This is a genomic window from Campylobacter concisus (genome assembly GCF_902460675.1).
In the GTDB taxonomy this organism is placed as follows: domain Bacteria; phylum Campylobacterota; class Campylobacteria; order Campylobacterales; family Campylobacteraceae; genus Campylobacter_A; species Campylobacter_A concisus_AJ.
Genome location: NZ_CABPUQ010000001.1, coordinates 1,242,514 through 1,261,778, shown reverse-complemented (window position 1 = coordinate 1,261,778; position 19,265 = coordinate 1,242,514). Strand labels below are relative to the sequence as shown.

Genomic DNA, 19,265 nt, shown 5'->3' with positions numbered 1-19,265 from the left:
TCCGAAATTACTCATTCATGAAATTTTAAAATTTGCTCGAGTTTTTTAACTGCATGCGATTGTGCTAGCGTAGCGCATGCGGTTTAAAATTTTATTGAGGTTAAATTTGACAATGTAATATGCCAGCTCTAATTTTAAAATTTCTCAAACGCAAAATGGTGCAGCGTGACAGCTTAACCATGCGCTTTGTTCTTGCCACAGACTGAAAAATCTCTAAATTTTAAAGCTATTGTTAAGCTTTCATCAAGCGCCTTATTAGCCAAAATTTTGTAAAATCCGCTCATTAAAAAGGATAAAAAATGAGTGAAAATTCTGGCTTTACACACCTACATTTACACACCGAATACTCCCTACTAGACGGAGCAAACAAGATAGAAGAGCTAGCTCATACGCTCCATGACAGAGGCGACACGGCAGCAGCGATCACGGATCACGGCAACATGTTTGGCGCGATTGATTTCTACAAAAAGATGAAAAAAAATGGTATAAAACCGCTAATTGGCATCGAGGCTTATGTGCATAACGGCGAGCAGCTCGATGATAAGAGCACCAAGCAGCGCTTTCACCTCATCCTAATCGCCAAAAACGAGACTGGCTATAAAAATTTGATGTATCTTAGCTCCATGAGCTACATCGAGGGCTTTTACTACTATCCTCGTATCAATAAAAAAATCTTAAAAGAGCATAGCGAGGGCCTAGTTTGCAGCTCTGCTTGCTTGCAGGGCGAGGTGAGCTGGCATCTAAATTTAAGCGAGCGTAACGTTAAATTTGGCGCTAAAGGCTATGAGCGGGCAAAAGAGGTCGCGCTTGAATATAAAGAAATTTTTGGAGATGACTTTTACCTTGAGATCATGCGCCACGGCATCGGCGATCAAAGGCGCATAGACGATGACATCTTGCGTATCGCAAAAGAGACTGACATCAAGGTCATCGCCACAAACGACACCCACTACACTTTTAAAGAAAGAGCCGCTGCGCACGAGGTTTTCATGTGTATCGCGATGAACAAAACTCTAGATGATCCAAACCGCCTTCGACACAGCGTCCATGAGTTTTTTGTCAAAAGCAAAGAGCAGATGAATGAGCTATTTTTAGATATCCCTGAAGTGATAGAAAACACCCAAGAGATCGTGGATAAGTGCAATCTTGAGATCAAGCTTGGCAACCCAACTCCGCCAAATTTCAAATTTACGCTTGAGTGCGCCAAGGAGAGAAATTTGACCCTCCCAGAGCCAGAAAACAGATATAGCTTCAAAAATGACGCTGTTTTTTTCGAGCATGAGTGTAGAAAGGGCCTTGAAGAGAGGCTGAAATTTGTCCCTGAAAATTTACACGAAGAGTATAGAAAGCGCCTTGAGATAGAGATCGGCATCATCAATAAGATGAATTTCCCAGGATATATGATGATCGTTTGGGACTTTATAAATGAAGCTAAGCGCAGAGGCGTGCCAGTTGGCCCAGGGCGTGGCTCCGCGGCTGGTAGCTTGGTCGCTTACTCGCTAAAGATCACCGACCTTGATCCTATCCCATACAACCTGCTTTTTGAGAGATTTCTAAATCCAGAGCGCGTTAGCATGCCAGATATCGACGTGGATTTTTGCCAAAGCAGACGTGGCGAGATCATCGACTACGTCACGCAAAAATACGGCAAATTTAACGTTGCTGGTGTTATTACATTTGGTAAATTGCTCGCAAAAGGTGTCATTAGAGATGTCGCTAGAGTCTGCGACATGCCTTATGCGGAGGCTGATGCGATGGCAAAACTTATCCCTGATGAGCTTAACATCACGCTAAAAGACGCCTACGAGAAAGAGCCAAAGATAGCTGAGCTAATAAGCCAAAATCCAAAGGCGGCAAAAATTTGGAAATTTGCCCTTGATCTTGAGGGGCTAAACAGAAACGCCGGTCAGCACGCAGCAGGCGTTGTCATCTCAAACGAAGAGCTTTGGAACAAAACTCCGCTATTTCGCCAGCCAAACAGCCCAGAAGATCGCTTTGTGACGCAGTATAGTCTAAAATACCTTGAAGACGTTGATTTAATAAAATTTGACTTTCTTGGCCTTAAGACGCTAACGGTTATCGACAATGCGATCAAGCTCGTTAAACAGCGCACTGGCAGAGACATCATCTGGGAGCAAGTCGATAAAAACGACTCTGGCGTTTATAAAATGATACAAAGTGGCCAAGCTATCGGCATCTTTCAGATAGAGGGCGAGGGTATGAGAAAGCTAGGGACGAGCCTGCGCCCAGACTGCTTTGAGGATATCGTCGCGATGCTAGCACTCTACCGCCCAGGACCGATGGAGAGTGGTATGCTTGATGACTTCGTCAAAAGAAAACATGGCGAGGCGGAGATAACATACGCATTTAAGGAGCTTGAGCCGATCCTTGCGCCAACATACGGCGTCATCGTCTATCAAGAGCAAGTCATGCAGATCGTGCAAGCCATAGGCGGCTTTAGTCTTGGTGGGGCGGACCTTGTGCGTCGTGCGATGGGTAAAAAGATCAAAGAAGAGATGGATAGGTTAAAGGGCGAGTTTGTAAAAGGTGCTGAAGCCAAAGGGCTAAATGGCCAAAAAGCGGACGATCTTTTCGAGCTGATCGTTAAATTTGCAGGATATGGCTTTAACAAGTCTCACTCCGCAGCCTACGCTTATGTCACGTTTCAGACGGCTTATCTGAAAGCTTACTATCCGGCTGAATTTATGGCGGCGCTTCTAACAAGCGAGGAGAGCAACGTCGATAAGATCGTTCGCTACATCGATGAGATAAAACGCATAAACATCGATACTTTGCCACCATCTATCAACAAATCAACCAAAGAATTTAGCGTCGTTAAAAATGGTGATCACGACGGCATTATATTTGGTCTTGGAGCGATTAAGGGCGTTGGTGGAGCAGCAATTGAGAACATCATCGCTGAGCGTGACGCAAAGGGCGAGTTTAAGAGCATGGACGACTTTGTCTCAAGGATCGATCCATTTAAGGTCAATAAAAAGGTCTTTGAAAGCCTTATAAAAGCTGGCTGCTTCGATGAGTTTGGCTTTAGTCGCAAGATGCTTTTGCAAAATGTAGAAAATATCGTAGAAGCTTGCAAAAATGCAGCCCAGATACGTAAAAATGCGGCTGAGAGCCTCTTTGGCGAAGATGATAGCATGAATGATGTGAAGATAAATTTCGTCACTATAGATGATGAATTTGACATCAAACAGATCTTGAAATTTGAGCAAGAGAGCGTTGGCATCTACCTCTCAGGTCACCCGCTTGATGACTATAAAGATGAGATAAATAAGATCAAATACACGCTAAGCTCGGAGTTTGAGACCTTGCCACAAAGTGCTGAAATTTTGGTAGTTGGCAAGATCGAGGACTTTAGCACAAGGATCACAAAAAGTGGCAAAAAAATGGGCACTATAAATGTGCTGGACTTTCACGGCAACATCGAGATCGCAGTCTTTGAAAGAGAGCTTGGCAACATCGAAGATATCGTAAAAGATGAGGCAAAGCGCGATCTGCCTTATGCTTTTAGGATAAATATCACCAGAGATGACCAGTTTGTTAGGACAAATTTAAATGAGGTTTATAGCCTAGAAGATGCGCAAAATTTAGACTTTAAGACTAGAAAGCTAAAGCAAAACTCTAAATTTAGCAAAAATGAAGAGGCGAGCGCCCCTCAAAAAGCAAGAGAGTATGCCGAACTAGAGGTGCTTTTGATGCTGAGCGAGCTTAGCAGGCAAAAGCTGGAGCAAATTTATTCGCTAGTTTTTAGTAAAAATGCTCCAAATAATCAAAAACGGCTAATCTTGAAGATAAAAAATGAAGCAACTGGCGAAATTTTCATCTATAAGACTGACTTTATCATAAGTGACGATGTAGGCGAAGAGATAGAAAAGCTCGCTGCATCAGCGTAAATTTAAGGACAAGAAATGTTTGATATTTTTAGAAAAAAGGGCCATTTTTTAGACGAGCTTGGCATAGATAAAGGTAACTGGAGTGAGCTTTTTAGCGCTTGTCTTGGCAGAGCGATGCTGCTTCAAAAGAGGTTATTTAAGCAAGTGGTTGAGGCTAGCAAGTGGCAGGCTGACTTTGAAAGCGGCAAAATTTGCTTTGACAAGCAGGAGTTTGATATGCAGTTTATCGGCTCTGAGAGCTTTTCGTCAAATACTTGGCTTTGGGGCTATGAAAATGTAAATGGCTTTGATGAGCGCTTGCTTAGCCTTGCAAATAGGGCGCGTGAGTTTGGCGAGAAATTTGGGCTTGAAGCGTTTAGCACGGCGCAGTTTGAGCTAGATGAAGAGATAAATGGTCACACGATTAGCTTGGTTGCTTGCGTGGCACTTGGCGAGGAGCTAAGCTATTATAGGATTGATTACGATGGAGGCGCTGCATATGTGGCATTTAGGGCGGAGACTATCTTTAAAGAGCCAGTTTTAGCAAACGAAGTAATAAGCGTAGTAAATGAGTGCATAAGCGCCTATGAGCTAGATCACAAGCTTTTTATAAAAGGGCTTTTGCTAAGTTGTGGCATTAAATTTGATGAAAAACCTAATGAGATTGTATGTAAATTTCAAGACAAGGTAATTTTTACATTTGATGAGTTAAATAGGCTAACAAACGCTTCTGCGAAGTTGTAAGTTTATATTTTGGCTGGGTTATTAGGCACTTAGCTTAATAGCCTAGCTCTTTTCTTAGTAAATTTATCTCATCTATCACCATTTGTGGTTTTAGATCTTTCATGCAAGCATGCGTTTTCAGCGGGCAAACTCGCTTCATACAGGGCATGCAAGCTAAATTTAGATGCACTATCTTTGCAAATTTATTACCCCAGGGCGAGGTTTCGCTAAATTTTGTCGGTCCAAAAAGAGCGATCGTTGGCACATGAAAGGCGGCAGCTACGTGCATAGGGCCGCTATCGTTTGTGACGAAAATGCCATTTTTACTAAGCCCAGCTATGCGCTCGCAAAGCTCTTTGACACTTGTTTTGCCAGCTAAATTTTGGCAAGCTACGCTATTTTCTTTTAAAATTTGCTCTATTTTTTCACAAATTTCTTGCTCGCCTTTGCCACCAAAGATGACTATCTCAAACTCATCTTTAAAATTTAAAGCCACTTGCGCAAAGTACTCTGGATACCATCTTTTCGCACTTCCATAGCTCGCACCTGGATTTAGAGCTAGTGTTTTTTTGGTTGAAATTTGAGGTGTAAAATGTAGCTTTAGCTGAGTAGAAATTTCGCTTAGGCCTAGGGCATTTTTTACAAAATTTGCATATTTTAGCACCTGATGAAGGACAGTTTTACTCTTTTTAAAGATGGCTTTTTTCTTAGCGTTTATAAAAAATAGCAAAAATTTACTAGTAAACGAGCTTCTAAAGCTAAGCGCTAGATCAAATTTACCAAGACTTTTAGCACTTTTAGCAAGAGATAAAAATCTAAATTTAGCCTTTTTGCTCTCATCAACGACCACTTTTTCGCAGTTTGGATGGCTTTTGTAAAGCTCGCAAGCTACAAATGAGCCAAAAAAAATGATTTTTAAATTCTTCTCATTTTGCACTAAATTTTCTATCGCAGCGCTTGCCATCACGCTATCACCAAGCCATGTTGGAAGCTCGATAAAAACTCTCATTTTAAGGCATCTTTTATAACATCAAGCGTAAGAGCGGCGTTTTTTTCGATGCTAAAATTTAAAGAAAGTTCATAAGCCTTCTCTTGCAGGCTTGCTAAAAGCTCATGGTTTGTGAGAATTTCATCTATAAACTCCAGCGCGCTCTCGTCACTTGGGCTTTGAAGCACAAATTTATCTTCTAAGATCTCACTAGCTCCATTTTGAGCCGTCGTAAAGACCACATTTTTAAAGCTAAGTGCCTCTAACACGACATTTGAAAATGGTTCATAGTGCGTTGGAAAGATAAAAATATCGCTCGCCTCATAAAATTTCGCCGTGCTCTTTTGCTCGCCGACAAAATAGGCGTTTAGCCCAAGTTTTTTAGCTAGGCGTTTGTAGCTTGAGATGTTTTTGTCTTTGCCGACAATGAGCGTATTTACGGGCGTTTTTAGCTTTGAAGTAAGGAGTAAAAACTCTTTTAACCCCTTTCTTTTAAAGCCATTTCCCACAAAAAGCAGGGTCGCAAGCTCAAATTTAAGTCCGAATTCCTCACAAAGTGCGAGCTTTGCCTCGGCTTTTTGCACCCTTTGGGGTAAATTTACGCCGTTATAAATGGTCGTGATCTTCTCTGGCTCTATGCCGTAAGTCGTGATGATCTGCTCTTTTATGAAATTTGAGTTAGTGATGATCTTTTGGGAGTTTTTAAAGCACTTTTTCTCTAAGTATGGATAGACGAAATTTAGGGGGTTTAGCCACCAAAAGCTCTTTGTCGCCCTATAAACCTTATGCACGCCGTCTCCAGCCCTGTAGATGTCAGCGCAGCTTACTCGCTCTAGGCTAAAGTAAAACTCATCCTCTCTTTTCTGACGTTTTACTTGGCGGTTAAAATTTAGAGCCTTTTTCCAAGAAGAGATGCCAGTGTCGCCAAGATATGAGCGAATCTCAGTTTGGATACCAAGCTCATTTATGGCCTTAACAAGCCTTCTTAAGTATCTTTCAGCACCTCCAACTGCGTTTGGATTAGTTCTTAAAAATACTATTTTTTTCATCTATAACTCCTAAAACCACTGCCCAGATAAGTAGCATTAATAATTATTAATAAGGCATTTGATTTTTATTTTAAGGGATTTATTTTATCAAAAACAAATAGTAAAATACTTAAAAATAAAATTAAAAAATTTTTAGCTATAATGCCCTAAAAATCGCTAATTTAAGCGATATTGAAGCTAGGAAAAATAATGATAAACATACTAGAGCTTGAAAGCTCTCTTGGATTTGGCGGGCAAGAGCACCGCACGCAGCGTGTGATAAATGGGCTAGATAAGAGCAAATTTAAGGTTTTTTATGGACTAAATCCTAGCTCAAAAAGCTTTGAAAAACAAATAGAGTGTGAATTTGTTGAGTTTAACCTCAAAAAGTCTTTTAACATCTTTGAAATTTTAAAAATTTGCAAATTTGTAAAGCAAAATAATATAAAAATCATCTCAACTCACTCGGGCAAAGATGGCACCATAGGCGCTATCGTAGGCAAAATTTGTGGCGTTAGTGTGGTTCGCACTAGGCATTTGCAGCTGCCTATAAGCTCTCCCATACCTTACAACCTAAGCACAAAAGTGGTCGGCGTTTGTGACTCAGTTTGCGCTGATCTTATCAAAAGAGGTGTGAAAAAAGAGAAGGTACTAAAAATTTACACTGGCATTGATACGCAAAAATACACGCCAGAATTTAAAATAAATATGAAAAAAGAATTTGGCCTAAGTGACGATGTGGTGGGCGTTTGCATTGTTGCAGTGTTAAGAGCTGCTAAAAATCACAAGCTCTTAATCGATGCATTTAGCGAGCTAAATTTAGAAAAATCAGCCCTTTTTATCGTAGGCGACGGTCCTCAAAATAAAAATTTACACGAGTATATAAAAGATAAGAAAAATATCTTCATGCTTGGCAACAGAACCGACGTGAGCGACTTTTTAGGCTCGCTTGATATCTGCGTGCTACCTTCAGACATGGAGGCAATCGGCGGGGCTCTACTTGAGGCATCTTCGTGCAAGCTAGCTACCATCGGAAGCGATGTGGGCGGCCTTGGCGAGGCAGTGAGTAATGGCAAAAGCGGATTTTTATTTGAAAATGGCAAAAAAGAGGAGCTAAAAAAGGTGCTTGAAAGGCTCATTTTGGATGAAAATTTAAGAAAGCAGATGGGTGAATTTGGCAGAGAGTACGTCAAAGAGACATTTAGCATCGAAAAAATGATAGAAAACACACAAAATTTATATATGGAGCTTGTAAAATGAGCGTACCAGTTTTGATGTATCACCACGTGCTTGAAAAGAGCGGTTTTATCGCTAGTAGTGTGGATGAGTTTAGATCGCATATGAAATTTCTAGCCGAAAATGACTATAAAACACTAAGTATAAATGAATTTATCGCATATAAAAAAGGCGAGCTTGAAGTGCCTAAAAAGAGCGTTTGTATAACATTTGATGATGGCTGGATGGACAACTACATCTATGCCTATCCTATCGTGAAAGAATTTGGGCTAAAAGCAAATATATTTATAATAACTGGCTGGATAGAGGCAGCGCAAAAGGCCCATGAGTTGAGGCCTGCTAGCTTTTTAAACGTTGATCACAACGAGTGTAAGAGGCTTGCTCCAAGTAGGCCGCAAGATGTGATTTTAAATTTAGAGCAGATTGAGAAGATGAAGGATTGCTTTTATTTTCATTCGCATACGCACGGGCATTTTGATGGATATTTTGGACAGCTTAGCTTGGACGAGGAATTTGGTCTTTGCCGTGAGTTTATGAAGAAAAATTTTGGCTTTGAAGATGAGGCACTTTGCTGGCCAAGAGGCAAATATAACGACGAGTATCTAAGTGCTGCTAAAAAGCATGGCTACAAGGCGTTTTTCACGACAAAGCGCGGCATAAACAAGGCCGATGGCAACTTAGAGGAGATAAAACGCATAGTGACAAAGCGCGATGAAAAGTGGCTTAAAAAGACTATGTTTATCTATCAAAATGACTTTCTAGGATCTATTTATGCTTTTCTTAGGAGTTAGAACTAAGCGCTATTTAAAGCTTCTATTTCTAAAGTTTGAGTAGATTTTGCCAATAAAAGGGGTCGAATAGATAAAAAGCTTCTTTTTGATCCTAAAAATGTAGTCGCTCTCACTCTTTGCGTTGTTTGAGATATCGATACGCCTTATCTTAAATTTATCATCTCTCACGCAAAATCCGCCATCTATCACGCTAAAAGCAAAGCCATAATACTCTCTAACTATCCTTTGCGAAAGTTCGTTAAAATGCCCTTTTGGAAAGCAAAAGCCAAATTCTTTTTTTTCTGGAAATAGCTCTTTTATCTTGGCAAGCGAGCTAGAAAACTCCTCTCTTAGCTTTGCCTCATCGTCACTTCTGCAAGAAAAGTGGCTCGCTGTGTGGCTATCAAACTCAAAAATACCGCTCTCTTGCATCTGCCTGATCTCATCTAAATTTAAAAAATACTCTGCGTCTTTGTCGTAGTCGATCTCTTTGTGTTTTTTAAATGAAAAATCGTAATCCTGCCTTTTAAAATCCTTGATCTTATCTGTTATCAAAAAGCAAACGGCTGGGATGTTTAGCTCTTTTAAGATAGGAAAAGCAAATTTGTAATTATCAAAATATCCATCATCAAAAGTTAGCAAAATGCTCTTTTTATGAGCCTTTGCTCTGCCAGCCACGATATCTTTAAATTGGGCATAATTTATAAATTTATAGCCCTCGTCAAGTGCCATGAGAATCGCTTTTTTAAATAGCTCTGGCTTAATGGCAAAGTCGTTTTCATTGTTATTGCAGTGGTGCATCGTTAGCACGCAAACTGGGTAGTTCATTTTTTCTCCAGTAAATTTCTTATAGCCTCTTTTAGCGCCTTGTGGCTAAAGTTTTCATCCACAAATTTAAAGGCGTTTTGAGAGTAAATTTTGGCTTTTTCAGGCTCATTTATCAGCTCTAAAATGCACTCTTTTAGTGAAATTTCATCTAAATTTCTAGCACAAAGCCCACGCTCTTTATCTTTAACTAGCACATTCATCGGGGCATTATCATAGACTACTACTGGCACCTTTGAGCTCATTGCCTCAAGTAGTACTGTGCCAAGCCCCTCAGAGTGCGAGGCAAATACGTAGATATCAAAGCTTTTTATAACATTTGCCGCGTCATTTCTAAAACCAGTGAAGATGATCTTATCTTTTTCGTCAAACATAGAGGCGATCTGCTCTTTTGTGCCGTCACTAATGTTGCCAGAAAATACAATAGTCGCATCCTTTGTCTTTAAAATTTCTTTTGCAGCACTTGCAAAGTCAAAGACCCCTTTTTTGCGGTAAAGTGAGGTGAAAGTACCGATGACTAGCTCATCTTTGGCGATATGAAACTCATCTCTAAAAGTGCTTTTTGTGCTATCAATCTTTTCGACATCAACCGTGCTTGGCATAAAAAAGAGCCTATCTTCGCTAACGCCGATGCTTAGCAGATACTCTTTGACGCTACCTGAGATGTATAAAATTTTGTCAAAAAGCTTTTTATGCATAAATTTAGAAACAAACCCATTTATAGGGAAAAGATTGTGTCTTTCTTTATAAAATTTAACGCCTCTTTTGCGGTAAAAAAGCCCAGCTATGGCGCCGACCCAGCTATCAGTTGAGCCATGTGTGATCACGACATCTATATTATTTGAGCTTATCGCTTCGCAAAACGCTGGCACGCTTTTATGAAAATTTTTCTTATTCATCTCGTGCGTTATGACCTTAAATCCATCTTCTTTTGCGATGCTTTCGATCTGCGAATTTGGGTTGCAAAAGAGCATCACTTCATGACCCATTTCACGCATGAAACGCATCTCATTTAGTGTCTTGTTTTGCTCGCCACCCCAGTTAAAAAGCGTCTGCGTGTGGAGGATATTCATTGCGCTAGCTCCAAATTTGATCTTATTTTCGCCTTTATCTGTCCCATCTCATCGCTAAAGTCCATTAAAGTCTTCTCGATGCCGTGCTCTTTTATACCCTCTTTATCGCAAGGCACAAAGTCCCAATCTTTTTGATATACGATATGCTTGCCCATACTTTGGATGCCATTTTGCGCTATGTAGCCATTTTGCATCAAGCTATTATCCCATGGTCCCCATTCAAAAGCATTACTTGGGCCAAAAAAGGCGATCACTGGCACATCATTTGCAGCAGCTATGTGCATGATCGCAGTATCGACGCCGATAAAGAGACTTGAGCGTTTTGAGAGGGCGATCGTTTGTTTTAGGCTTAGCTTGCCACCTAAATTTATAGGCTCGCTTTTGCAAATTTTTAGCACATTTGCAAGCTTATTTAGCTCATTTTCTTTGTTGTCGCTTGTTAGCACGACCTTTACATTTAGCTCGTTTTCGCAGTAGTCTATGAGCTCTGCCATACTCTCGTCGTTTGCGCATTTAAACATCCAGCGGCTTGTTAGATGCACGTGCACAAAGCGTTTTGGTAAATTTAGATGCTCCACGCTCTCATCTGAAAAAACGCTCACCTTTTTACTCACTGGCTCAAAACCTAAAGCCCTTAGCGCGTTTAAATTTAGATCAACCGTGTGGGAGAAATTTTCGTAGTATTTTGCCTTTACGCTTAAAAGCTTGTTTATCGCCTTGTGCTTGCCTAAAAAGCCAACTATCTTTTTGATCTTGGCGTATTTTGAGATGATGACGCCGCGGTCTCCAGTGGTCGTTTGCACCGCCATATCGTACTTCTCTTTTTTGATCGCTCTTATAAATTTTAGCTCGGTCATTAGCTTTTTAAAAAAGCCAGAATTTGCACTTTGCCTATCGTAAATGTGGATTTTATTTATGTAGGGATTGCCTTCTATCATCGCTTCTGTGCTTTTGTTTAGGGCAAAGTCGATGGTCGCATCTGGATAGTAGTGGTGCAAATTTTCAATGAGCGGCGTTGTCAAAAGCACGTCGCCGATGTTTCTAAATTTAATCACAAGTATTTTCATTTTATATATTTCCAAAATGTGTACTGGGCGTAAAGTCTAGCGATAATGTAGCCAGCAAAGCCCTCTTTAAAGCCACCTTTTAACACAAAAAGCTTAAAAAATGTCCAAGCTGGGCTCGTAAGCGCCTTAAATAAATTTCTTTTTGCGCCCATGCTTGAGTAGCGATTTTGCTTAGCGATAAACTGCTCGATGCTCTCATACGCGTAGTGCAAGAAGTGATTTTTAAGCGCTCCAAGCCTTTGTGAGCCGTCGTTTAAAACAACCTTTTCATGCACAGCCCTGCCATCAAATTTGGCAAAATTTTTATTAAAAAGCCTCACCGTGTAGTCCGGATATAGCCCCATATTTTTTATCGCTTTGCCAAAGAAAAAATTTAGCCTAGCAACGTTGTAAGCCATAAATTTAGGCTCTTTTAGCGTGCTAATGATCTCATTTTTAAGCTCGTCTGTAATCACCTCGTCGCTATCAAGCACAAATACCCACTCGTTTTTGGCTAGATCCACGCCCTTTTGCTTTTGCGCGCCAAATCCAAGCCAAGCTTGCTCGTGAAATTTCACGTTACTAAAGCCATCACAAATTTGCCTTGTGCTGTCTCGTGAACCGCTATCAACCACGATGATCTCATCAGCAAATTTAGCGCTCTCTAACACCTCTTTTAGGTACTTTTCGCTATTAAAAGTCAAAATGACAACGCTTAGCATTTATACTCATTTTCGTAAAATCTCTTAAATCTTTGGTGAAACCAAAAGTACTCCTCAGGTCTTGCTCTAACCATCTCTTCGCACGCACTGCACTGTATTTGCGTTGCTTTTTGCATAGCATCTTCTTTGTCAAACGTGCTTATATCTATTGGCTCTTCAAAGCAAATTTCATTTAAATTTTCACCTTTTTGGTAGATAAATGCGTTTATGATAAGGGCATTTGTCTTTTGCGCTAGCACGCTTGCAGCCGGCGTATGAAGCACATCTTTGCCAAAAAATTTCACCTTTATGCCATCTTTTGGCGCAGTATTTTGATCGACTAAAATTCCTACTATTCGCCTAGCTTTTAGCGCTTTTAAGATATCCTTTGCGCCGCCATCTTTGTCGATGAGCTCCACGTCAAACTGCGCTCTGTTTGCTCTTAAAATTTTATCCATAACGCTGCTATCAAGCTTTCTGCCAAGCACCGAAGATGGCCCAAAGCGAGCCGCGACAGCCAGACCAAATATCTCCCACTGCCCAAAATGTGCCGTTGTAACGATGATAGGCCTGCCAGATTTTATCGCATCAAGCAAAAAGTGCTCATTTTTAAAAACAACTTGCTTAAGTATCTTTTGCTTTGTCGTGTTTTGATTGAGGATGAAATTTATGCCAAGGTATTTTGCAAAGTTGTAGTAGCATTTTTTAGCGATCTCTAGCTTCTCTTCTTTAGTTTTTGTCTCGCCAAATGCAAGGTCTAAATTTGTCATCACGATGTGAAATCTCTTTTTTTTAAGCTTCATAAAGGCAAATGCCAAAAATTTAGCAAGCATATTTTGAAGGGAGCTAGGCAATATAAATATAAGAAATTTTAACGTGTAAAAGCCAGCTAGATAGAGCCTATCCATTTAGCAGCCTTTTTGCAAAATTTGCAACCGTTTCAGGGTAAATTTCTCTTATGCAAAAGTCATTTTTATCGATACTTCTAGCATCTATCTCCTTGCCCATATCAACAACAAGATTTTTGTCCGTTACGTAGGCATTGCGGTGGCTTGGGCGGTTACCAAAAAGCGTGATAGAAGGCCTATTTACAGCCCATGCAAGGTGCGTTAGACCGCTATCGTTGCCAATTACCAGATCGCAGCTCGCGATGTAATCTATCATATCTTTTATGCTTAGTTTTTCAAGCAGTTTTGCAGAAGTGCCTGAAATGATCGCCTCAGCTCTTGTTTTTTCGCTCTCACTCCCGTAGCAAAGGTAAATTTCGCAACCTTCAAGCAGTCTGATCACATCTTTAAATTTGTCATAAATTTTGCTCTCTTCGCTTGCAAAGGCAGTGATTAAAACACGCTTTTTGCCGCTTTCATTTTTAAATTTTTTGCAAATTTCAAAGCAGGGCGATTTTTTTAAAATTTCACCTCTATCAAAGCCAAAATTTAGAGCGTATCCAACAAGGCTTAGGTTTCTAACTATGATATTTTCGTTGTAGTCGATCTTAAATTTATGCCTATAAAGCCTGGCTGCGATCTTTTCTTTGACGCTCTCTCTGCTAAAGCCATAAATTTCTTTGCCAAGTAGTTTTGCGACGACGGCTGATTTGAAAAGTCCTTGCAGGTCGATGATCTTGTCAAATTTACCAAGCGTTTTTATGATCTTGTAGCTCTTTTTAAAGCTCTCTTTAAGTGGCAAAATGACTAGTTCGTCGATTAGGGGATGATCTTTTAAAAGGCTTGCAAAACGGGCATCAACTAGCCACGTGATATGAGCATTTGGGCAGTGCTTTTTGATAAACTGAAGCACGATGGCTGCATGGACGATGTCCCCAAGTGCCGAAAGCTTTACTATAGCTATTTTTAGTTGATTTTTATCTTGCATTGGCTACTTTAAATATAAATTTTTGGTATGATTTTAAAAAAAAATGCTTAAAAAAGGGCTAAAATGGCGAAAAGTTACATCTGCGTCTTTGACTGCGAGACGATACCTGATGCAAATTTGATAAGAAAAATTTACGGCATTGACGGGAGCGACGAAGATGTGAGCGTGCAGGCGATGGCCTTGCAAAAAGAGACCAGCGGCAGCGACTTTTTGCCTGTGATGTTTCATAGAGTTGTGGCGATCTCTGCGGTGATGGCCGATGAGTACGGCAAATTTTTAAAAGTTAGCACGATGGAGGGCAAGGATGAGCGCGAGATCATCGCTAAGTTTTTAAAATTTATAAATGACTATAACCCAAGGCTTGTTAGCTTTAACGGCCGTGGCTTTGACCTGCCAATGCTTATGGTGCGTGCGATGCGCTACAACCTAAACGCGGCGGCTTATTACGAGAGCGAAAATAAAGAGCTAAACAAAAACAAATGGGAAAATTATAGGGCAAGATATTCGCCTAAATTTCACCTTGATCTGCTTGATTTTATAAGCGATTTTGGAAGTGTGAGAGGGCTAAAGCTCGATACGCTTTGCGCTAGCTTAAATTTGCCTGGCAAATACGACGTGCACGGCGATCAGGTACTTGAGCTATACTACGCAGGCGAGCTTGATAAGATAAACGAATACTGCGAAAGCGACGTGCTTAACACCTACTGGCTATTTTTGAAATTTGAGCTTTTACAGGCAAATATCTTGCAAGATGACTACATAAATCACCTAAATGTGATGAGCGAATTTCTAGCCAAAAACTGCGCTCACAGAGGATATAGTGAGGTCTTTTGCTCAGCGATAAGCGACGAGCTAGCAAGGCTTAGCGGACAGCTAGACTATGAGATAAAGGTAGATAAAGAGGCTTTGGAATTTAGTGAATTTGATGATGTAAGGCCCATTAGCAAAGAGGAGCTAAACCGCGATATGCTGGGTGGTCTGCTTAAAAAAGCAAGCGATCTAAAGCCAAAAGAGCCAAAGAGCAAGACACTTTTTGAAGAGAAAGTGCCTGAGATAAATTTAGACGACGAATAAGTCAAAATTTTAAATTCATTAATTTCTTGTTTAAATATAAGTTTTTTTGTTAAAATACATCAAAATTTAAAAAAAGGAAACTTTTGCTTAGAAAAATTCTATTTTTTATTTTAATTGCATTTATGATAAGTGGATGTTCTTATAAGGAAACTGTAAGTAAAACAGACAAATTGCAAGGCATTTATATGCATAATGGGGGATATTATATATTAGGAGATAAATTTAGCTATAAGTTAAATGAAACTTCAAAAATTGATGAGATAAAGGAGTTTTATCAAAGTGATTTTTCAAAAAATATAATTAAGGATTTTGCAAAAGTAGATATAGATGAAGCGAGCGGTAAAATGGTTGGTGACTATTTTGTCTCACTTGGTTTTGAATCATTTACAGATAATGAACGAAATAGACTTTATAGTACTTTTAAATCCTTTAAAAAAAAAGAAACTTTGAATTTAGGGGCTGATTCAAAGTTTAAAAAGTTCTTGATCGGAGGGTTTCATCTAAGTGGTGATGTTATAAAAATATCAAATGACGAAAAAAATAGGATTTTAAGCCTAGGAAAATTTAAAAATCCTATAAGTGTCGATATAAATTATGCTTATTCAAGAAAGGCATCATCAGAGGCAGTGATGCTTTTAACAGCTCAGATTATATTATTTCCAATCGAAGTTGGTGCAGCTGCCGCTACCGTGCTTACTATGCCTGTATGGGTACCTGCATTTTGTGTCTTTAGCAAGTGTTCTAACTAATTTTTGAGGAGTATGTATGTTTAAGAAATTTATAATTTTCGCGATTGCTTTTTCTTTAATATTTTCTGGATGCGCAAGCAAAACTGCTACTTCAAAGAAGATAGATGACTTAAGGGGTCTTTATAAGTACAACAATGAGTATTACGTTATTGGTGATAAGTATAGTTTTAGTATAAAAGAAACTGCCGATATAGATGAGATTAGACGATTTTTTGCCAGCGAATTTGCAAAAGATGTGAAAGAGGATTTTGCAACCGTTTGTATATATGAAAAAGAACAAAAAATCGCAGGATCTTACGTTATTGCAATAGAAAAAGAAAAAATCTCAGATGAAAAATACATTGAACTAAAAAAATCTTTTAATATGTTCAACCCTCTTATAAACAAAGATGGCTCTGAGTTTATAAAAAGCCTTTTAAAGGCCGGTTATGTGACTAGCTTTAATTATTTGAATGGAAACCTTGTGAGGTTAGATAATGAGAAGCGAAAAGAAATTTTAAAATCAGGCAAATTTCAAAACCCTATAAAAGTCTTTGCAAGTGATGATTGTACAAAAAATAATAGTGGCAGTGATCTTGATGTAGGAAGTTTTCTTGTAGGTACAACAATGGCTGCTGGCACAGTTGCTACTGTCGTAGCTTTTCCTATGGTGTATATAGCAGGCGCTGCATTTTATGCCACATTTTTACTTGGATGGTGGTTTGCTTGTGTGCTTAAGCTATCGCGTTGCTCATAATGGTGCGATAAATTTATTTATATTTTTCTAAGACGACAAATAAAAGTGTGCTAAAATAGCGTCAAATTTGAAAGGAAAAATATGAAAATTTTAGTAACTGGAACAGCTGGATTTATAGGATTTCACCTTGCAAATGCCCTTGTGGCACGTGGGGACGAGGTCGTTGGATATGACGTGATAAATGACTATTACGACGTAAATTTAAAGCTTGCACGCCTAAAAACGGCTGGCTTTGACGTGAGCGAGATAGATTACGGCAAGCTCATCACATCAAAAACGCATCCAAATTTAAAATTTATAAAAGCAGACCTCGCTGATGAAAAGACGATGAAAGAGCTTTTTGCAAAAGAGAAATTTGACGTAGTGGTAAATTTAGCCGCACAAGCTGGCGTTCGCTACTCGCTCATAAATCCAAAAGCCTACATCGACAGCAACATCACAGGCTTTATGAACATCCTCGAGTGCTGCCGCCACAATGAGATCAAAAATTTAGTCTATGCTAGCTCTAGCTCGGTTTATGGACTAAATGAAAACATGCCATTTTCTACGCACGAGGGGGTCAATCACCCTATAAGCCTCTACGCAGCGACCAAAAAGAGCAACGAGATGATGGCGCACACTTATAGCCATCTATTTAACGTGCCAACGACTGGACTTCGCTTTTTTACGGTTTATGGACCATGGGGACGCCCTGATATGGCGCTATTTTTGTTCGTTGATGCTGCGCTTAAAGATAAGAGCATCGATGTGTTTAACTACGGCAAGATGAGGCGCGACTTTACCTACGTGGACGACATCGTAAAGGGCATCATCAAGTGCATCGACAACCCAGCCAAGCCAAACCCAGCTTGGGACGCAAAGCACCCAGACCCTGCCACTTCAAAAGCGCCGTTTAAGGTCTATAACATCGGCAACAACAGCCCAGTCGAGCTCATGGACTACATCAAGGCAGTTGAGATAAAGATCGGCCGTGAGATCAAGAAAAATTTCCTCCCACTTCAAGCAGGCGACGTGCCAGCGACATTTGCTGATGTGAGCGACCTTGTGACTGACTTTGACTACAAGCCAAATACAAAAGTAAACGACGGCGTGGCTAAATTTGTCGAGTGGTATAGCGAGTTTTACGGGATCAAAATCTAAATGAAGCGATGCGAGTGGGCCAAGGGCGAGCTTGACATAGCCTACCACGATAATGAGTGGGGCAAAGTCATAAAAGATGATAGAAAATTTTTTGAGATGATAGTTTTGGAGGGCTTTCAAGCGGGACTTTCGTGGCACGGAGTGCTTCAAAAAAGAGAGGCCATGAGAGCGGCGTTTGACGGCTTTGACCCTGAAAAGATCAAGCTTTATGGCGAGGCTGAGATAGCTAAATTTATGCAAAACGAAGGGCTCATACGCAACAAATTAAAACTAAAATCGCTTGCCACAAATGCCCTTGCATTTTTATCAGTAACGCAAGAATTTGGCAGCTTTTATGACTATTTGTGGGGGCATTTGCTAAAGAAATTTGACCCCAAATTTGACGGCAAACAGATCATCAATCACTACCAAAATATCAAGCAGGTGCCGGCAACTACGCCTATGTCTCATTTTGTGGCAAAGGAGCTAAAAAAGCGAGGGTTTAAGTTTCTAGGCTCTGTTAGCACCTATGCCTTTTTGCAAAGCGTGGGCGTGGTGGATGATCATATGAACTATTGTTTTTGCAAGTGCAAGGCTTGATTAGGATAGTTTTTGCACTTTTGGTGCTTTTAAATTTTGCATTTTCTCTTGAACTATTACGCCTTAGCGAGTACAAAGACCAAAACGTCAGTGGCTGGCTAGCTAGCGAGAAGCTTGATGGCGTGCGTGCCTACTGGGATGGAGAAATTTTACTCTCAAGGCAGGGCAAAAAGCTAAATGCACCGCTAAGTTTTACTAAAAATTTCCCTAAATTTGCACTTGATGGAGAGCTCTACGCAAAAGAGCTTAAATTTGAAGAGATCCAAGCAAGCGTGATGGATAAGCTGCCAGATGAAAAGGCGTGGAGCAGGCTTAAATTTCACGTTTTTGACGTGCCAGAGGCGAGCGGTGGGCTTTTAGAGCGGCTTAGCGAGCTTGAAAAATTTATCTTGCAAAATCCGCAGGCAGGGCAAAATTTAAAGATAATCAAGCAGGTAAAAGTAAAAGATAACGCCGAATTTGAGGCGTTTGCGGAGGCTGTCATCGCAAAAAGCGGAGAGGGCGCGGTCGTGCGCGAACCAAACGCTGCGTATGAGCGAGGTCGCAGTCAAAACGTGCTAAAATATAAAAAATTTAACGACGCCGAGTGCGTGGTGGTCGCACATAAGGTAGGGCAGGGCAAATTTAGCGGGCTTCTTGGCTCGGTCGTTTGCGAAAATTTAAGCGATAAAAAACGCTTTAAAATAGGCTCTGGTTTTAGTGACAAAGAGCGCGCAAACCCACCAAAGATCGGCTCGGTCATAACATATAAATATCAAAATTTAACGGCAAAAGGACTTCCGAGATTTCCCGTATTTTTGCGGGTCAGGGAGGACTAGACAAACTTAAAGGA

General features: G+C 40.2%; 18 protein-coding genes. 10 read left to right on the top strand and 8 right to left on the bottom strand.

Annotated elements, in window-relative coordinates:
• The first annotated feature begins 299 nt into the window (after positions 1–299).
• Together dnaE and F3G88_RS06120 are read left to right on the top strand one after the other, a co-directional pair.
• Positions 300–3,911, top strand: a complete 3,612-nt coding sequence (gene dnaE / locus F3G88_RS06125) for a DNA polymerase III subunit alpha (protein ID WP_149715646.1) — start codon at positions 300–302, stop codon at positions 3,909–3,911.
• 15 nt (positions 3,912–3,926) lie between these two features.
• A complete protein-coding gene (locus F3G88_RS06120; protein ID WP_149715645.1) occupies positions 3,927–4,634 on the top strand; it encodes a DUF6882 domain-containing protein in 708 nt (235 codons plus the stop codon).
• A gap of 34 nt (positions 4,635–4,668) precedes the next feature.
• Here F3G88_RS06120 and waaF read toward each other — a convergent pair whose 3' ends face one another.
• Positions 4,669–5,622 (bottom strand): lipopolysaccharide heptosyltransferase II, encoded by a 954-nt coding sequence (waaF, locus tag F3G88_RS06115; protein WP_149715644.1) that lies wholly within the window; start codon positions 5,620–5,622, stop codon positions 4,669–4,671.
• The gene (locus F3G88_RS06110; RefSeq protein WP_149715643.1) at positions 5,619–6,650 is read right to left on the bottom strand and encodes a glycosyltransferase family 4 protein; all 1,032 of its coding nucleotides are present in this window, start codon (positions 6,648–6,650) and stop codon (positions 5,619–5,621) included. Before F3G88_RS06110 ends, waaF begins: the two co-directional genes overlap by 4 nt.
• 189 nt (positions 6,651–6,839) lie before the next feature.
• Here F3G88_RS06110 and F3G88_RS06105 point away from each other — a divergent pair, with 189 nt between their 5' ends.
• Both F3G88_RS06105 and F3G88_RS06100 read left to right on the top strand, forming a co-directional pair.
• A complete protein-coding gene (locus tag F3G88_RS06105) occupies positions 6,840–7,889 on the top strand; it encodes a glycosyltransferase family 4 protein (protein ID WP_149715642.1) in 1,050 nt (349 codons plus the stop codon).
• The gene (locus F3G88_RS06100; protein WP_149715641.1) at positions 7,886–8,656 is read left to right on the top strand and encodes a polysaccharide deacetylase family protein; all 771 of its coding nucleotides are present in this window, start codon (positions 7,886–7,888) and stop codon (positions 8,654–8,656) included. Before F3G88_RS06105 ends, F3G88_RS06100 begins: the two co-directional genes overlap by 4 nt.
• Before the next feature lie 9 nt (positions 8,657–8,665).
• Here the strand turns inward: F3G88_RS06100 and F3G88_RS06095 are convergent, their stop codons facing one another.
• Genes F3G88_RS06095 through waaC form a run of 6 tightly spaced genes read right to left on the bottom strand, consistent with a single transcriptional unit; the run spans position 8,666 to position 14,155 of the window.
• Positions 8,666–9,463 (bottom strand): polysaccharide deacetylase family protein, encoded by a 798-nt coding sequence (locus F3G88_RS06095; RefSeq protein WP_149715640.1) that lies wholly within the window; start codon positions 9,461–9,463, stop codon positions 8,666–8,668.
• Positions 9,460–10,533 carry a glycosyltransferase family 4 protein gene (locus F3G88_RS06090; protein ID WP_148788445.1) on the bottom strand — a complete coding sequence of 358 codons (1,074 nt, stop codon included), beginning with the start codon at positions 10,531–10,533 and terminating at the stop codon, positions 9,460–9,462. The genes F3G88_RS06095 and F3G88_RS06090 overlap by 4 nt, the downstream gene beginning before the upstream one ends.
• A complete protein-coding gene (rfaQ, locus tag F3G88_RS06085; protein ID WP_148822645.1) occupies positions 10,530–11,600 on the bottom strand; it encodes a putative lipopolysaccharide heptosyltransferase III in 1,071 nt (356 codons plus the stop codon). Before rfaQ ends, F3G88_RS06090 begins: the two co-directional genes overlap by 4 nt.
• Positions 11,597–12,301 (bottom strand): glycosyltransferase family 2 protein, encoded by a 705-nt coding sequence (locus F3G88_RS06080; protein ID WP_148822646.1) that lies wholly within the window; start codon positions 12,299–12,301, stop codon positions 11,597–11,599. The genes rfaQ and F3G88_RS06080 overlap by 4 nt, the downstream gene beginning before the upstream one ends.
• On the bottom strand, positions 12,295–13,188 hold the full coding sequence (locus tag F3G88_RS06075; protein ID WP_087581541.1) for a lipid A biosynthesis lauroyl acyltransferase: 894 nt from the start codon (positions 13,186–13,188) through the stop codon (positions 12,295–12,297). The genes F3G88_RS06080 and F3G88_RS06075 overlap by 7 nt, the downstream gene beginning before the upstream one ends.
• Positions 13,181–14,155: a lipopolysaccharide heptosyltransferase I gene (gene waaC / locus F3G88_RS06070; RefSeq protein ID WP_149715639.1), complete on the bottom strand. Its 975-nt coding sequence runs from the start codon at positions 14,153–14,155 to the stop codon at positions 13,181–13,183. Before waaC ends, F3G88_RS06075 begins: the two co-directional genes overlap by 8 nt.
• Before the next feature lie 63 nt (positions 14,156–14,218).
• On the opposite strand from waaC, the gene F3G88_RS06065 reads away from it, so the two are divergent.
• The 6 genes from F3G88_RS06065 (at position 14,219) to F3G88_RS06040 (ending at position 19,251) form a co-directional block, all read left to right on the top strand.
• Complete coding sequence (locus tag F3G88_RS06065) at positions 14,219–15,229, top strand: 3'-5' exonuclease (RefSeq protein WP_149715638.1); 1,011 nt, start codon at positions 14,219–14,221, stop codon at positions 15,227–15,229.
• A gap of 83 nt (positions 15,230–15,312) precedes the next feature.
• Entirely contained in the window at positions 15,313–15,978 is a 666-nt protein-coding gene (locus F3G88_RS06060) for a hypothetical protein (RefSeq protein WP_149715637.1), read from the top strand.
• A 16-nt stretch (positions 15,979–15,994) separates the two neighbouring features.
• Entirely contained in the window at positions 15,995–16,714 is a 720-nt protein-coding gene (locus tag F3G88_RS06055; RefSeq protein ID WP_149715636.1) for a hypothetical protein, read from the top strand.
• 81 nt (positions 16,715–16,795) lie between these two features.
• On the top strand, positions 16,796–17,854 hold the full coding sequence (locus F3G88_RS06050) for an NAD-dependent epimerase (RefSeq protein ID WP_149715635.1): 1,059 nt from the start codon (positions 16,796–16,798) through the stop codon (positions 17,852–17,854).
• On the top strand, positions 17,855–18,433 hold the full coding sequence (locus F3G88_RS06045) for a DNA-3-methyladenine glycosylase I (RefSeq protein ID WP_103573994.1): 579 nt from the start codon (positions 17,855–17,857) through the stop codon (positions 18,431–18,433).
• Positions 18,433–19,251, top strand: coding sequence for a DNA ligase (locus F3G88_RS06040; protein WP_103573997.1), 819 nt, complete (start codon positions 18,433–18,435; stop codon positions 19,249–19,251). Before F3G88_RS06045 ends, F3G88_RS06040 begins: the two co-directional genes overlap by 1 nt.
• The last annotated feature ends 14 nt before the right edge of the window (positions 19,252–19,265 follow it).